This window comes from Alteromonas sp. MmMcT2-2 (assembly GCF_022348305.1).
In the GTDB taxonomy this organism is placed as follows: domain Bacteria; phylum Pseudomonadota; class Gammaproteobacteria; order Enterobacterales; family Alteromonadaceae; genus Alteromonas; species Alteromonas macleodii.
Genome location: NZ_JAKRFA010000040.1, coordinates 1 through 16670 on the forward strand (window position 1 = coordinate 1; position 16670 = coordinate 16670).

The window sequence follows — 16670 nt, forward strand, 5'->3', positions numbered from 1 at the left end:
TTCGACTAGCTGAGCGAGCTTTATTTTAAACGCTCTATTGTGTTTTGACATAAAAAGACCCCCAATAATTGGAATGTCCAACTAATGGGGGTCACTTCATAAGTGCTGCTTAAGCGGTTTTTTTGTTTAACGGAACATTGCTTTCGTTAATTACTTTGGTTGGCAATCAAGTGACTGTCCGGTTGTTTCCTTGCTGTCTTCGCCCATAAGATAAAGATACGTAGGCATAATATCTTCAGGTGTTTTTAGTGTATCAGGGTTTTCTGCTGGAAACGCTTGAGCGCGCATCTGTGTGCGGGTACCACCTGGATTAATACAGTTAAAGCGCAGTGACTTATTTCGATATTCATCAGCAAGGGTTTGCATAACGCCTTCTGTTGCGAATTTTGATACGGCGTACGTTCCCCAAAATGCGCGACCTTTTCTGCCTACGCTAGAGGTGGTGAAAATTACCGATGCACTTTCTGCCTTCTCTAGAGCGGGAATAAGCGCTTGTGTCATGAAAACCATGCCATTTAGGTTAATTTGCATCACGTCTTGCCATTCTTGCGCATCAATATCTTTAAATGCACTAAGGTGACCTAAAATACTCGCATTGTGAAGAACACCATCTAATCGGCCAAACTGGTCAATAATGGTTTGCGTCATTTGCTGATAATGAGAGGGCGTTGCGCCTTTGATATCTAAAGGAACAATGGCGGGTTCTTGACCACCTGCTGCGACAATGTCGTCGTACACAGCTTCAAGTTTAGACACGGTGCGGCCTAATAAAATACAAATAGCGCCATGTGCAGCATACGTTTTTGCGGCTTGTGCACCAATTCCATCGCCAGCCCCGGTGATAAGAATAACTTTATCGCGCAATAAATCCGCTGGTGCGTTGTAATCGTTCATCATTTTCCTTCAAAAGGTTCATTTATATCGCAATGATTGGAGCCTGTAGACCCAATTAAGAATCAAACCCCAGATCATACTCAGCCTGACTCACAAGTAAAACAATGAATGAAAATTTCTTCAAACGTAAAAAAAGTTAACAAAAGTAGTTAACAAAACTTTGCAAAGTTGCAACAAAGTCAATAAGATTGAGGAAGATACAACTGGTCTAACATGTTTAAAACTATCATCTACGCCTGTAAAGACAGGGTAGACCAAGCTACTTTTAATAGAGTTAAGTTTTAGACACAGAATAACAACAATGCTTGTAGGGAGTAGAGATGAGAAAACTCGTATTAAGTTCCAGTGTGGCCCTTGCGCTGGGTCTAGCAGGCTGTGGTGGCTCCGATGAAACCCTTTCCGACATTCAGGCCGAAACAGAAGTCCAAACACCATTTTCACGAATCGTTTTTGACCCAGCTAATGGGAACTTGAACATTCCAAACGACCTTCTAATGCTTCCAGGCGATGATGGTTTCTTTGATTACACACTGAATATTCCGGTCGATGACCCTACAGATTTTGCTGACCCGCAAAATGCACTCAACGTGTTAGACGGTTGGTCAACTCAACACCCGTTTGTAATTAATGTAGAAACACCTGCTGGCGCATCGCTTGATGCAAGTACATTATCTTCTGGCGTATTGCTTTTTGAAGCAACGTTAGGTCTTGACCAAAGTGATCCTGACTGTGCGCAGGTTACAACACCTTCTGCGGGTTGTAAGCTTGGCGATCAACTTACCTTTGGTGTTGATTACGTACTCAGCCTTGCTGATAGCAACACAATCACTTTTGTTCCTCTTAAGCCGCTAAAAGCAGCTCAGGGCTACATGTTAGTAATGACCACTGATTTGAAAGACTCTTCTGGCAAATCGGTTCAGGGTTCAACTACGTGGGACTCAGTAAGACAAGACATCGACACTAATCCTCTATCAAGTGCAGCACAGCTTCAATTACAAGGCTTAGTTAATTCGTTAGTTAATCCAGTGCTTGGTGCGGGTTTCGATCGTGAAGACATTACTTACGTGTCAGCTTTCACCACACAGTCTATTGCCAACTCGCTTGATACCATCAAGAAGGTCATGATTAGCCGTTTTGCACAACTGGCTGCTGGCGGTGACCCGTCCGCTCCAACTGCACTACCTGCAATCACGGTAAGCGATGTACCTGCAGCGCCTAATGTCATGGAAGCACTTGGTCTTGTAAACGCTACTGTTATAGCTGGCGCAGTAGAGCAGGGTAAACAAGGTCAACCTGATGATATTCAAGCAGCGATTGACGCTACTGATTTCAGCTTGTTAGAAACTTGTGCAGGACTTGCGGGTACGGCGTCTGGTCAACTTTCTGCTCAATGGGGTGCGCTGAACGAATTTGCTGTTGGTGTTTCTACGGGCATTTTAGCGCAAGCCGGTCCATTCTGTGCAGCTCAACGTTATGAAGGTAATATTGCATTGCCTTATTTCTTGGGTGTTCCAAGTGCAGAGAACCCGCTTGCGCCAGTTAATGATTTCTGGAAGGCAGCTTGTGACAGTGGTATTGTTTTAGCCGGTGCGCCACAAGAATTACTTGCAGACGCAGAACCTGGTCCTAATGCAGCAATGTGTTCTTCACTAGGCCTTGCTGACGTTCGTATTAACGGCGAAATGTTAGATAGCGCAAGAAACATTACTAAATTCAACCCATATCCACAGCCTACTGGCGGAAACATGGGAACTGAAACGTTAGATGTCCAAGTAACTATACCCGATCCTGCCGTAGTTCAAGCGTTAAATCTTCCAGCAATCAGCATGCCTGAAGCCGGTTGGCCAGTGGTTATTTTAGCGCACGGCATTACCAGCAAAAAAGAAGATATGCTTGCCATTACAGGTACACTGTCTCTAGCAGGTATTGCTTCAGTAGCAATCGACCAACCATTACACGGTAGCCGCGGTTTTGACCTTAATGGCGACGGTACAGATGAACTGAACGCGACTACGGTTAGCGCAACTCACTATATGAACCTTGCCAGCTTGCCTACGGCTCGCGACAACCTACGTCAAAGCGTGTCAGATTTACTTGGTTTACGTTTAGGACTAAACGCAGTTGTCGATACCACTGCAACGCAAAATGTTAAGTTTGATATGTCACGTGTATCGATTATGGGTGTGTCTCTAGGCGCTATCACTGGTGGTAATTTTGCTTCAGTGGCAAACACGTCGATGGGCGGCGATTTAGCAGCACTTGATGGCATGTTTGCTGTCAAGCAAGCTTCTCTTGAGTCTCCAGGGGGCGGTGTTGCTCAGTTCCTAATTGAGTCAGCCGCGTTTGGTCCTCTTATCAAAGGTCTGTTGCTGTCTCAGGCTTCTGAAGAGTTTGTTGCCTTGCTAAATCAACTGTATGAAACCACTGATGTGAGCGAAGAACAACTTCGCGCAGCGGTAGCGATTTTCGAAGAAAATCTTACTGCTGAGCAGGCTGCCCAAGTAAATGCAGTATTTGCAGAGTTTGCTTTTGCTGCGCAAACGGTAATGGATGCAGGTGACCCTACTAACTACGCTCAGACACTGGGTAGCAATACGCCAGTTCATATGATGACGGTAGTGGGTGATGGCAGCGACGCGAACCTTCCGGATCAAGTTATTCCAATTTCAACAGCGTTACCATTGTCAGGTCAGCTTCCTCTGGCAGCGACCATTGGCTTAGAGCAAGTGACAACCACGCAAGGTCCTGGTACAGATCCAATTAGCGGAATTGTACAGTTCAATAGTGGTGCTCATGCTTCTAGCTTAAGCCCTGCGGCGAGCGCAGCGGTAACAACGGAAATGCAAAAAGAAGTGGCGGGTTATATTGCGTCTGACGCACTTGTACTGCCAATTTCTGATGAAAGTGTTGTAGCGAACTAGCCAAGGGTAGTTTACTCCAATGGGCAGCGTTACAACTGCTTACATTTTATAGAAAGAAAGCCGGCGTTATTGCCGGCTTTTTTGTAGAAAAATTATAATGTTGTTTGAATGTTTTCATTTGTTAATGTAGTGTGAATTCAGGTCGGATCAGTTTTACTTATACTGTAATTAACACCGCTTTGAAGACGCGTGCGGTAAGAGTGGTTGACCTTTTTCATTTATCATTAGGGAACATTTGAGATGATTGACAACACCTTTAACGCTAAACGGACGCTTATTGCGTTATCACTCACTGCACTTCTCGGTGCGTGCGGCGATAACGATAACGACTTTTCTAACGTAGAACAACCAGCGCCCACAACGCCTACGACACCCGAACCAACACCAGCACCAATTCCAGCATTTTCTCCTGACGGTACACTGTCCGCGGATGTTACCTGGACCACCTATGGCGTTCCGCATGTGAAAGCCGATAACCTAGAAAGTATGGCTTACGGTGTGGGTTATGCGTTTGCACGCGATAACCTTTGCGTACTCGCCGACCAGATTGTGAAGTATAACTCTGAGAGAGCTAAGTATTTTGGTCCAGATGCTGTACCTGGTAGCGGTGATTCAGAGCACCTTATTAACGATTTCGGTTTTCTTACTCTAGGTATTAGAGAGTTAGCAGAAGAGAACTTACCTCGGTTGTCTGCTAATTCACGTGCAATGTTTCAAGGCTACACTGCTGGATACAACCGGTACTTAGCTGAAACTCCTGTAGAAGAACAAGATCAAAGCTGTGCTGGCCAACCATGGGTCACTGAAATTGATAGTGTGGATCTATTAACGTACTCATTAGGCGTGGCGCTATTACCTGGGGCCGCTAATTTCTTAGGACCTATGTTTATTGCAGCGCCTGAAGGTGAGAGTTATCTACCTACTCCAGCTGCGTCCTCAAGTGACGTTGCTTCTACCTTTAAGATTTCACCAACGGTAGGTCTGCCTGAAAAAAATCCTCAAGAAATGGGCTCTAATGGTTGGGGGTTAGGCAGCGATAAAACGACCAATGGCAAAGGTATGGTTTTAGGCAATCCGCATTTTCCTCACATAGGAAACCTACGCTTTTGGAATTTCCATGCTCAAGTACCCGGACACTTGAATGTAACAGGTGGCTCGTTGATGGGATTGCCTGGTGCGGTAAATATTGGATTTAACGAAAACGTTGCATGGACACACACCTTCTCGACGGCTGAACATTTTGTTGTGTATCAGCTGACCCTCGACGAAGATGATGAATCTGGCCTTACCCATATGGTTGATGGCACTAGACGCACCATCTATGAAAAGCCACTTCAAATTGATGTCGCAGTGGGTGGAGGGCAAACCATTAAGCTTAATAAGACCGCGTATTACACCAACTACGGTCCAATGATTGAAGTGCCTGGTAACTTTGATTGGAATGGTAATAATGCCTTTGCCATAAAAGACGCAAATCTGCCTAACTTCGATATTGTAGACCATTGGCTTGCCATGAATATGGCGACATCCATGGACGAATTTAAGCAGGCGTTTAAAGATTACGACGGTGTTATTTTCAATAATACAATGGCTGCCTCTGATGATGGTCAAGTATTCTACATTGACGATTCAACCGTGCCGAATCTAACCGAAACCGCAATTGAGCAACTAACCACAAACCCGTTACTTATTCAGACTAAAGCGGCTGCTGGCTTTACCGTATTACCGGGTAACATTTCGCAGTTTGATTTCGAAGGACCCGTTCCATACGAAGAAGCGCCTAAGTACGAGGGCACGGATTCAGTTCAAAACTCGAACGACAGCTATTGGTTAACGAATTTAAACTCACCAATTGTTGTAAGCAATCCGCTATTTGGTAGCGTGGAATATCAACAAACACTACGCTCAAGAATGGGCCAACAGTTTATTGAAAACGAAGCGGGAAGTGACGGAACCTTTACGCCAGACGAAGTGGAAGGCTTACTGTTTAATAACAGAAGTTATTTAGCAGAGAATATTTTGCCTTCATTGCTTTCGCTATGCGCCGCGCAAGGTTCAACACCTGTAGATGTAGACGGAACTAGCGTTGATGTTTCACAAGCCTGTGCTGCGTTGGAGGATTGGGATGGCACCATGAACCTTACAAGTACTGGTGCACACGTGTTTAGAGAGTTTGCATTCCAGTTTAACCAAGCGCCACAGTGGGAAACGCCGTTTTCACTAGAATCACCAGTCACTACGCCTTCTGGCTTGTTGCAAAATGACGTTACTCTTGAACAATTGGCAAGAGCAACTCAATTGATTGAGCAAGCTGGTGTCGCATTTGACGCGCCGCTAGGGGACGTTCAGTTTGTTGAGCGAAGCCTGCCAGATGGCACGGCGTCTGGTATCAAACTACCATGGGCTGGTGCACACAATATTGAAGGTGGCTTTAACGTGTTTGACGTTATAAGCAACAGGAACGGTACGTTGCTTCCACGTCATAACTACGAGCCTGTGAATAGTAACACCATAATGAGTGCAGAAGCTGAAGGCTACCATATTAACTATGGCACCAGTTGGGCTATGGTTATTAACTTCACTGATGAAGGCCCAAAGGGACGGGGTATTCTGACCTACTCACAATCTCGCAAGTATGGCAGTGAACATTTCTTAGACCAAACTCAGCTTTATTCTACGCAGCCTACGCTAAGAGATATCTTCTTTACTGACGAGGAGATAGAGGCTAACAAGATAGAACAAGTTACCCTATCGTCAGAATAAGATGAGACTGGTATTATAACGTAATTAGCAAAGCGGCGTTGCTTTTCACAAAGCAAGGCCGCTATTTACGTTGTGGGTAAACAACGACGCTTACCCGTTTATTTTACTAGGAGTAAAGTTTGGAGTTTTTGTACGAGTACGGTTTGTTTGTTGCCAAGGCAGTAACGCTAGTTATCGCTTTTATTGTGGTTGTATCTACCATTGTTGGCTTAGCGAGTAAGCAAAAGCATGGGAAAGGGCAACTTGAGATCGTGTCTATTTCTGAGCAGTTGAAAGACATTACAAATTACGCGAAACAGGTTCTGTTAGATAAGAATGCGTTAAAGAAATTAGCCAAGGAACAGAAAAAAGAAGCGAAAGCTAAAAATAAAGCAAAAAACAAAGCCAAAATCACAGAACAGGGCGAAGAGTTTGAGAAGTCCCGTCTTTATGTCATCGACTTTAAAGGTTCGATGGACGCCAATGAAGTGGAGCACTTACGAGAAGAAATTACCGCTATCTTATGTGTCGCAAATAAAGAAGACGAAGTCTTGGTTCGACTTGAAAGTGGTGGGGGGGTTGTACACGGCTATGGACTTGCAGCGTCTCAACTTCAGCGTATCAAGGAAAAGGGTCTTAAACTAACGATTGCGGTAGATAAAGTGGCGGCAAGCGGTGGTTACATGATGGCTTGTGTTGCAGACAAATTACTGGCGTCACAATTTGCTTACATTGGCAGCATAGGCGTTTTAGCTCAGTTGCCTAACTTCAATAAACTATTGAAGAAAAATGATATTGAGTTTGAACAACACACCGCTGGTGAATTCAAGCGTACTCTAACCGTATTTGGTGAGAACAACGATGAAGGCCGCGCGAAATTTAAAGAAGAAATTGAAGAGATTCATGTACTGTTCAAAGACTTCGTTCAAAGCCAGCGTCCAGATATGGACATTGATAAAGTCGCCACAGGCGAGTATTGGCCAGGTATTAAAGCTAAGTCGCTTGGTTTAATTGACGACATCACAACCTCAGATGACTATATTCTTTCTCATTATCCCGCACGCGAAATATTTAGTGTTAAGTATGCTGTGAAGAAAAATGTAGCAGAGAAACTGGGGATGTCTGCAGCAAATGTTGTTGAGCGCGTGTTTATGAAATCAATGAGCAAAGCGCGTCACTGGTTTTAATAGCGACAATTTGTCTGTGTTGATAATTCAGGACCGATAAAACGATTGTTAACACAGACGTACGTTAGATTTTTAACCTACAAAAAGATAATAAAAAGAATATGGCACGGCATACTAAAACCGATATATTAGATGCGGCAGAGTACTTATTTTCTCAAAGCGGGTTTACTCAAACATCCATGCGCGAGATTACTGCCAGAGCAGAAGTGAATTTGGCGTCGGTGAACTATCACTTCGGCAGTAAGAAGAATTTAATTCAAGCCGTGTTTAAAAGGTACTTTGATCACCTAATGCCGCAGGTAGAGTCTTGCTTGGCGTCTTTGACACCTATGGAAGGTGCGAAGGGCGTTGAGCAACTCTTGTATTCGTTGATCCCTCCTATGCTTAACCTCAACACCATTTCAGAGCAGGGTACTTCTACGTTTGTTAAGTTGTTAGGACGTGGCTACAACGAAACTCAGGGGCATTTGCGTAAGTTCTTAATGAATGATTACGGTGATTGTATCCGTGCACTTGTCGACGCTATAAGGCGTTGCCTTCCTGATTTACCTGAGGAAGAACTATTCTGGCGCTTGCATTTTGCGATGGGAAGTTTTGTATTTTCAATGGCGTCGAGCCAAGCGCTAACAGAAATAGCTGAGTCTGACTTTCACAAGCATGTCGATATAAAAGAAGTTATCCAGCACCTAGTTCCATTCGTAGCCCAAGGGCTAGCAGGCAAATAATTCAAGCGCGCTCGTTAAATACTCAGTTGAGAAAGAGTGGTAAGCTATTATTATTTCATAATAAAAAGTGAAGGGGTCACATAACATAAGTGCCTCAACGACACTTACGGTATGCGACATTTATTGCGTTTTTACACCAGTAGCTAAACTAGATATTAAATCAGGTTATGCAAAATTATCGAGGAAGGGTTGCGCCAGGCGCCTCTGCATTGAGCTTTTCTGCCCAGAAATCCTTTACCGAAAATCCTGACTTTTTGGATGAAGGTGCCTTTTTCTTCGCTGGTTTCGCTGCGGCTTTTGCCTCTTTCTTTGGCGCTTTTTTCTCTTCGCTTTCACTCGTGGCGTCAGAAGAGCCAGAAGCTAACGACGCTGTCATCTCTTGAAGCTGTGCTAAACGGACGTTCTTACCGCCATCTACACTGTACCAACCACTTTTGCTCTCAATAGATGGTGCTTTGCCGTTCGCCTTTTTATAAGCTTCGGTAAATGCTGCTACCACTTCGTCTTTGTCTAAGTTTGCCATGCTTTTTTGCTCTTTATTTTGTTAAGATGACGAACGCTATGCGACGTATGTAATTGCCTATAACGCTGAGAAAAACTCGCCCAGCGTAACGACCAAGCCAGCAAGTGTCGCAAAACTAAAATTGGATCTACTCACCACTCATAATTGTCTAATTACAGGTATAATGCTAAACGTTCGCGTCTTTTTATAACGTTTTTTGAACAATTTGTCTAACTTTCAACCGGAGGACTTGTGTCTATTACCCGCCTAGAACTACAAAATTATCTTGATGGAATGTTAAGGGTTAGCGAGATCAGTGATTATTGCCCCAATGGATTACAGGTAGAGGGCGCAAGTAAAATTGAGAAGATAGTTACCGGTGTAACTGCGTCACAAGCACTCGTTGATGCCGCTATAGAAGCTAAGGCAGATGCGCTAATTGTTCACCATGGTTATTTTTGGAAAGGTGAGTCACAAGTGATTGCGGGCATGAAAAAGCGCCGCCTTCAAGCGCTACTGTCAAATGATATCAATTTGTTTGCTTATCACCTTCCACTGGATATACACCCTGAATTTGGCAACAACCGACAACTTGCATCGCTATTAGGCATTCAAAATATAAGTGCGGTGAGCGGTGTGAAGCCTGTTGGCGTTGTTATGCACGGAAATTTTGAAGAAGAAATTGAAGGGTCAGCGTTACAGGTTAAATTGCAGAAGTTGCTAGGGAGAGACGTGTTGATTGAGGGGCCTGTATCAAAACCTATATCGAAGCTTGCTTGGTGCACGGGAGGTGGACAAGGGTTCATCGAACAAGCGGTTGAACTGGGCGTTGATGCATTTATTACCGGAGAAGTGTCTGAACAAACTGTACACACGGCAAGGGAAATGGGGATAACTTTTTTTGCTGCTGGTCATCATGCTACTGAACGCTACGGTGTGAAATCCTTAGGAGAGCACATTGGGCAGCAATTCGACGTGCCTGTCGAGTTTATTGATATTGACAATCCTGCTTAGCGATGACTGTAGTGTATGAATAACGATCGTATCTTCGATGGTATTGCAGAAAAATTCTCAAGCAATATATATGGCACTACTAAGGGAAAGCTCAGGCACACCTTATTATGTGATGTTCTCGAGCCTTATTTAACCACGCCTGTTCGCGCTATTGAAATAGGCGGGGGTACAGGTGTGATGACAGCGCATATTGCTTCTAAAGGGCATTCTGTTGTGTTAACTGACGCGTCGAAGGATGTACTTAAACAAGCTGAGACACTGCTTGCAGATGCACCAAATATTACAATTAGGCATCAATATTTGCAGCAGATTGAGGATTTAGACAGTTTTGATTTAGTGATTTGTCATGCGGTTTTAGAGTGGCTGGATGCGCCCTTTGATGCTATCGACTTTATGTATAAAAACATGAAGCCAGGGGCCCGTTTAAGCCTAAGCTTTTTCAACCAAGATGCGAATTTGTTTGCCAATGCTATCTACGGCAATTTTGATTACATCGCGAAAGGGATGAAAGTTAAAAAGCAAGTTAGACTGAATCCAAAACAGCCGTTAAGTGCAACCCGCGTGGTTGAACATTGTGAATCATTGGGTTTCAAAATTATCGAAAAAGCAGGCATTCGTTGTTTCCATGATTACATGCGAGATATAACCCATCAAAGCAGCAAATTTGATGACTTACTTGCGCTAGAGCGGCAGTATCATAGGCAAGCGCCTTACCTTTGGTTAGGAAAATATTTTCAGCTGATTCTAGAAAAAGAGAAATAGAAAAAGCCAGTAAAAAAGAGTTTGTTGGATTTTTACGTGGCGGACTACATAGGGTTATGAGCGCGCTAATACGTAGATAGTTGTAGTGACGCCTTAGAGCGCGTTCTCACCCGTCATAATATTATTGACCGTGATTTTTGCGATTTCCTCTAAGGCTTCGAGCGTGAAGAACCCTTGGTGGCCCGTTATTAAAACGTTCGGAAACGTAGTTAAGCGCTGAAAAATATCATCCTGAATTATGTCTTGTGAATGATCGTTAAAAAACAGTTCGGATTCTCTTTCGTAGACATCTAGCCCTAAATATCCAATTTTTTTCGACTTAAGCCCTTTAATGATGGCATTGTCATCGACGAGCCCGCCTCTTGACGTATTAATTAGCATGACGCCTTGAGGCATTTTATCAATACTCTTAGCATTGATTATATGATGACTCTGTTCGTTGAGCGGGCAGTGCAGGGTAACGATAACGCTTTTTTCAAGTAGTTCATTTAGCGTTACATAATGGGCTCCCATTGCGGTTACATCACTATTTGGATGCGGATCGAAGCAAAGCACATGACATCCAAACCCCAATAGTATGCGAATAACAGCTTGCCCAATCTTTCCTGTGCCAATTACCCCTACGGTTTTACCGTGAAGCGTAAAGCCCATCAATCCTCCAAGATTGAAGTTGCCTTCGCGTACTCGGTTGTATGCTTTATGTGTTTTTCGGTTCAACGTAAGGATTAGCGCAATTGTATGTTCAGCCACGGTTTCAGGGCTATAAGCGGGTACGCGGCTTACAGTGATACCTGCCTTTGCTGCTGCATCCACATCAACATTGTTGAAGCCAGCGCAGCGAAGCGCAATATGTTTAACCCCACAGTGTTTTAGAACTTCAATGGTTTTCCTATTAATGTCGTCATTTACAAACACAACAACATCGCTGAATCCACTGCAACTCGCTGCGGTTGAAGCGTTCAGTGGGTGTTCAAAAAATGTGGCATTGATGGTTTTGTCACTAGCACCGTTTAATGTTTCCAGCAATTCAGAAAACAGAGCGTGTTCATAAGAGCGAGTACTAAAAAAAGCGATGCTTTTGTGTTGTTGGTCGCTGAGGTTATCGTGCGCTTTTTTACGTGCAGAGGTATTCATTTTAGTACCCAGTTAAGTCACTTAGACGGCAAAAAATTACCACATTCACATTTAAACTACATAGATGTAGATCAATAAATCTAGCGGGATGTATTGAGCACTAACGCATTAGGTATATTTCAAAACGCTCGTTCACTGCCGCCATGCCGGCGGCTATCTAAACTGCAAAGCGTACTAATTCGCTGATAAAAGCTTAGCGATGTCTTTCTCAATGGCTTCTGGTTTTACAGTAGGCGCATAACGTTTTAGCACCTTGCCTTGAGCATTAACTAAGAACTTAGTGAAGTTCCATTTTATACGTTTTGTGCCAAGAAGACCGGGGGCTTCGCTTTTCAATTCCTCAAAGAGCGGATTGGCATCTGGACCATTTACATTTGTTTTCTTAAATAATGGGAATGAAACGCCAAAATTAAGGCTACAAAATTGCGCAATATCTTCGTCGCTACCTGGCTCTTGATGTCCGAACTGATCGCAGGGAAACCCTAAAATTTCAAAGCCCTTATCGTTGTATTTTTTATAGAGCGACTCTAGTCCTTCATATTGAGGAGTAAAGCCACATTTGCTTGCCGTATTAACAATGAGTAATACCTTACCCTTGTATTGTTCAAGGGTAGTTTGTTCACCGTTGTTCAACGTAATAGCGTGTTCATAGAGCGCCAAAATTATTTTCCTATATTTTTGTTGTTGTTAAGTCTGTTACTCTTAGGTAATCCAACCATCTTTGTTAAGTATCTAGAGTATATTTTGTATGAGTAATTTGAAAGTGAGTTTTTTGGGCTTGGGTGTAATGGGCTATCCTATGGCAGGGCACTTGAGCAAAGCTGGCTATTCGGTCACTGTTTATAATCGTACCTCTCAAAAGGCACAGGATTGGCTAACAACCTATAACACTGGCGACGCTAAAGTCAGTGCTAGCAATACCGTTGCGCAGGCGTGTGAAGGCGCTGACATCGTATTTATGTGTGTGGGTAACGATAATGATGTAAGAGATGTGGGCACACAGGCGTTAGCAGTGATGAAGACGGGCAGTGTGCTGGTCGATCATACGACTGCATCAGCAGATATTGCCAGAGAACTATATAAAAGCTGCCAAGATAAGCAAGTTGGCTTCTTGGATGCACCAGTTTCTGGTGGCCAGGCTGGGGCTGAGAATGGGCAGCTGACCATTATGGTGGGCGGCGATGAAGACGTATACAGCACGGTTGAGCCGGTAATGGCACATTATGCACGACACAGTCAGCTACTTGGTAAGAGTGGCAGCGGTCAACTAGCAAAAATGATGAATCAGATTTGTATTGCCGGCATTGTACAAGGCTTGGCTGAAGCACTACATTTTGGCCAGCGTGCTGGGCTTGATTGTAATGCGGTTGTCGATGTTATTAGTAAAGGCGCAGCTCAGTCGTGGCAGATGGAAAACAGAGCCAGCACTATGCTAAATAACAGCTTTGATTTTGGTTTTGCTGTTGATTGGATGCGTAAAGACTTAAGCATTGCATTGGATGAAGCGCGTAAGAACGGCTCGACTTTGGCGCTTACGGCACTTGTTGATCAATATTATGCAGATGTTCAAAAGCTTGGTGGCGGCCGTTGGGATACATCGAGTTTGCTTACCCGACTAAAATAACGCTAACAGACTAACAAGAATAAAAGGCCCGCTGGTTTACAATAAAATGTACTAAACAGCGAAAAACAGTGACGTTCTGGAAGCGGTGCGTGTTTATCCATAACGCAGGTTATGGATGTAGCTTTAGTAATTTGCTAAATAAACATTACAGCGCCTGTTCTTGAGCAGATAGCGTAAGCTGTTCCAAACGGGCCTTGTTAACGTCATTCAAGGGGAGTAACATTATCTTGTCGAGTAGCTGTCTGACGTTAAATTTTCGGTAAACACCTGTGTCTGACTCAATCATGCACTGAAGAAGGTTTAAGCCAAACGCTGCGGTATCGGGGGAGAGTTGGAAAGCATCATAAAAATGCCTCATTGCCTTGTTGAATAATCCTTCGATAAAGAGTTGTGTGCCGGCCTCGTTTATAGAAATGGCCTGTTCGTGATTTAAACCTAACCTTTCTCCACCCGAAAAAATCAGCTCGTCATTCATAACCTGTTCTGAAATAGCTTGTAACTCCGCGTTTTTACGCTTAGCCATCAAGAGTAACTCACCAGCTTTGCGTTCATCTCCAAGACCGTGATGTACTTTTGCGGCAATAACGAGGATAGACGGCTCAGTGCGAAGGTAGTTGTCGACGTAGTCGCTTTCAAGCAAATGTGCTGCTTTTTCTAAGTCGCCGTCCAGCACAGCCGAGAAAGCCAAAAGGTAGTCTCTTTTTTGTAAAGTCTGCGGGTCGCCCTGACTTCTTCCGGCAATGCCTACTAATTTTCTAGCCTGAGACAAGCTTTCTTTTCTATTGGTTTCAGGCGACTCTTCTGCAAGAAACAAATAGAACTCAGCGAGTTCAAACGTAAAGTCATTGAACCTGTCTTTTGCACTGCGATGCATAGCCCGTTTCTTCTGTAAGAGATCGATGGCTTCTACAACCTTGTCCTGCTTTTGATAGGCAATGGTTTTTAACTTTGCAGCTGGTAGGCTTAATTCACTAAACTTAATTTCATTTAAGTATTTTTCTACTTGATCGTAGGAGTCTTGTTCAAATGATATGGATGCAAGCCATTCAAATGCCTTGTCGCGAGCCAAGCTAGAGTTAACCATTTGGCTCAAATGGCTTTTACAATGTGGCCATTGACCCGAAGCGTACTGGCACTTTACTTTTCCCCATTGTGCCCAAAGAACTTTGTCAGAGCGGGTTAACACGTCGTCATAAATACTCAACGCTCGTTGCAAATCACCATTCTCGAAAAGAAGACGCGCATAAAGCTTTCTAATTTCAGCAACAAGCCGAGGAGGAATGCCTTCGGTGATCTTAGCTCTAACGACACTAATTGCTCGGTCAAGTTGTTTGTTATCCAGCGCGTGCAATACGTTTTTAACAAAGTCTCGATAACTTAAGTAATGGTTAATTTGGCGGGTTAGTGAAGCAATGGTGTATGGCTTAATAAGCAAAACGTCAGGCTGTAAATCCATTATACGGCCAATAATTTGCGGTGAGCGATCAGACGTTAAGAAAATAATGCCTGTGCTAGGTCTTATAAAGCCTGCCTCTCTTAAACTCTGGATCCATTCCACGCCTGTTTTGCCTTGACCTAGGTGATAGTCCATTAACAGGAGTTCAAAGTTTTGCTTTTTAAGTGCCGCTTTCAGTTCTACACCAGATGCAAAGCTACTTACCGATAAGTTAGCAATTGACATTAAATGTCCTCGAAGCGCAGTCCGAGCAGTAGCATTGTCTTCTACTATAGCTATTCTGAATTCCACGGCGACCAAACAAGGTTTACTTACATCAACCTAGCTTATCAGCGGCGAGATAAAAGTGCATTATTAAAAAGGATAACTTTTTTCTGCTTCGTGCTGGAGTCTATAAAGAAACAGCATTTCTCGTCACAAAATATTTACGTTAACCCTCAATGTTTTTAAATAAAAATTTACCTTTACGTTTACGTAAGGGGTAAGTATTGGTTATTGTAGTTCAAAAGCAAATCAATTGAGGGTATGCCTAATGAATTTTGAATTAACCGATGACCAGTTAGCCTTTGAAGACACCGCCCGTCAATTCGCTCAGCAAGAGCTAGCACCTAACGCCGCTATGTGGGATAGAGAACATCACTTCCCAGTAGAAGCAATAAAGAAAGCGGGTGAATTAGGCTTCTGTGGATTGTATGCGCCTGAGAGTGCAGGTGGGCTGGGTTTATCCAGGCTCGATTCCTCCATAATCTTCGAGCAGCTTTCAATGGGATGTACCACGACTACAGCTATGTTAACCATACATAACATGGCAACGTGGATGATTGCCACTTGGGGCACCAGTGAAGTTAAAGATATGTGGTGTGACCAACTGGTAACCGGTGACAAGCTGGCATCATATTGCCTAACCGAGCCTGGCGCTGGTTCTGATGCAGCGTCGCTAAAAACAAAGGCGACGAAAGCTGACGGTGGGTATGTCCTTAACGGGTCTAAGGTGTTTATCTCTGGTGCTGGCAGTACGGATGTTCTTGTTGTAATGGCGCGTACAGGGGAAGATGGTCCTAAGGGCGTATCTGCATTCGCGGTTCCGGCTAATGCCGACGGGATTGAGTACGGTAAAGCCGAAGAAAAAATGGGGTGGAATGCACAGCCCACTCGTATGATCACGTTCGATAACGTGAAATTAGATGCTAGTTGGTTACTTGGCGAGGAAGGACAAGGCTTTAAAATGGCCATGCAAGGGCTTGATGGCGGCCGAATCAATATTGCAACTTGCTCGGTAGGAACTGCACAGCAGGCGCTAAACGTTGCGCGCGACTACATGAATGAACGTGAGCAGTTTGGTAAACCTATTGCAGGTTTCCAGGCATTACAGTTTAAATTAGCTGATATGGCTACTGAACTTGTTGCAGCGAGACAAATGGTACGTATGGCGGCTTGTAAGCTGGATAATAACGACCCAGACAAAACCACCTATTGCGCTATGGCGAAAAGGTTCGCGACAGATGTTGGCTTCAATGTATGTAACGATGCCCTCCAGCTACACGGCGGGTACGGTTATATCAAAGAATATCCGTTGGAGCGTCACTTCAGAGATGTTCGCGTACATCAAATATTGGAAGGCACCAATGAAATTATGCGCGTTATCATTGGTAGACGTTTGCTGTCAGATGAGAGAAGTGTACTGTAGTACACTTCGCTAACGAACTATT

13 protein-coding genes are annotated in these 16670 nt (G+C 43.9%); 8 read left to right on the forward strand and 5 right to left on the reverse strand.

The annotated features are described in order from the left end of the window. Positions 1–150: 150 nt before the first annotated feature. The gene (locus MHM99_RS17290) at positions 151–894 is read right to left on the reverse strand and encodes a YciK family oxidoreductase (protein ID WP_014949464.1); all 744 of its coding nucleotides are present in this window, start codon (positions 892–894) and stop codon (positions 151–153) included. A gap of 320 nt (positions 895–1214) precedes the next feature. On the opposite strand from MHM99_RS17290, the gene MHM99_RS17295 reads away from it, so the two are divergent. From MHM99_RS17295 to MHM99_RS17310, 4 genes are all read left to right on the forward strand, one after another. Then, positions 1215–3815, forward strand: a complete 2601-nt coding sequence (locus MHM99_RS17295) for a VolA/Pla-1 family phospholipase (protein WP_239220220.1) — start codon at positions 1215–1217, stop codon at positions 3813–3815. A 240-nt stretch (positions 3816–4055) separates the two neighbouring features. Then, entirely contained in the window at positions 4056–6578 is a 2523-nt protein-coding gene (locus tag MHM99_RS17300; RefSeq protein WP_049586228.1) for an acylase, read from the forward strand. 119 nt (positions 6579–6697) lie between these two features. Next, positions 6698–7744 (forward strand): protease SohB, encoded by a 1047-nt coding sequence (gene sohB / locus MHM99_RS17305; RefSeq protein WP_049586230.1) that lies wholly within the window; start codon positions 6698–6700, stop codon positions 7742–7744. 101 nt (positions 7745–7845) lie between these two features. Further along, positions 7846–8469, forward strand: a complete 624-nt coding sequence (locus MHM99_RS17310) for a TetR/AcrR family transcriptional regulator (protein WP_014949468.1) — start codon at positions 7846–7848, stop codon at positions 8467–8469. 175 nt (positions 8470–8644) lie between these two features. Here MHM99_RS17310 and MHM99_RS17315 read toward each other — a convergent pair whose 3' ends face one another. Beyond that, a complete protein-coding gene (locus tag MHM99_RS17315; RefSeq protein ID WP_014976552.1) occupies positions 8645–8992 on the reverse strand; it encodes a hypothetical protein in 348 nt (115 codons plus the stop codon). A gap of 231 nt (positions 8993–9223) precedes the next feature. On the opposite strand from MHM99_RS17315, the gene MHM99_RS17320 reads away from it, so the two are divergent. Continuing rightward, positions 9224–9985 carry a Nif3-like dinuclear metal center hexameric protein gene (locus tag MHM99_RS17320; RefSeq protein WP_049586232.1) on the forward strand — a complete coding sequence of 254 codons (762 nt, stop codon included), beginning with the start codon at positions 9224–9226 and terminating at the stop codon, positions 9983–9985. A 15-nt stretch (positions 9986–10000) separates the two neighbouring features. Next, a complete protein-coding gene (locus tag MHM99_RS17325; RefSeq protein WP_039227758.1) occupies positions 10001–10747 on the forward strand; it encodes a methyltransferase in 747 nt (248 codons plus the stop codon). Between the two features lie 93 nt (positions 10748–10840). On the opposite strand, the gene MHM99_RS17330 is transcribed toward MHM99_RS17325, so the two are convergent. Both MHM99_RS17330 and MHM99_RS17335 read right to left on the reverse strand, forming a co-directional pair. Further along, positions 10841–11881 carry a 2-hydroxyacid dehydrogenase gene (locus MHM99_RS17330; protein ID WP_049586233.1) on the reverse strand — a complete coding sequence of 347 codons (1041 nt, stop codon included), beginning with the start codon at positions 11879–11881 and terminating at the stop codon, positions 10841–10843. Positions 11882–12055: 174 nt separating this feature from the next. After that, on the reverse strand, positions 12056–12541 hold the full coding sequence (locus MHM99_RS17335) for a glutathione peroxidase (RefSeq protein WP_049586234.1): 486 nt from the start codon (positions 12539–12541) through the stop codon (positions 12056–12058). Between the two features lie 88 nt (positions 12542–12629). Here MHM99_RS17335 and MHM99_RS17340 point away from each other — a divergent pair, with 88 nt between their 5' ends. Further along, positions 12630–13505, forward strand: coding sequence for an NAD(P)-dependent oxidoreductase (locus MHM99_RS17340; RefSeq protein WP_039227754.1), 876 nt, complete (start codon positions 12630–12632; stop codon positions 13503–13505). Between the two features lie 145 nt (positions 13506–13650). On the opposite strand, the gene MHM99_RS17345 is transcribed toward MHM99_RS17340, so the two are convergent. After that, on the reverse strand, positions 13651–15234 hold the full coding sequence (locus tag MHM99_RS17345; protein ID WP_080986384.1) for a response regulator: 1584 nt from the start codon (positions 15232–15234) through the stop codon (positions 13651–13653). A 259-nt stretch (positions 15235–15493) separates the two neighbouring features. On the opposite strand from MHM99_RS17345, the gene MHM99_RS17350 reads away from it, so the two are divergent. Beyond that, positions 15494–16648, forward strand: a complete 1155-nt coding sequence (locus MHM99_RS17350) for an acyl-CoA dehydrogenase family protein (protein ID WP_039227752.1) — start codon at positions 15494–15496, stop codon at positions 16646–16648. Positions 16649–16670 lie beyond the last annotated feature (22 nt).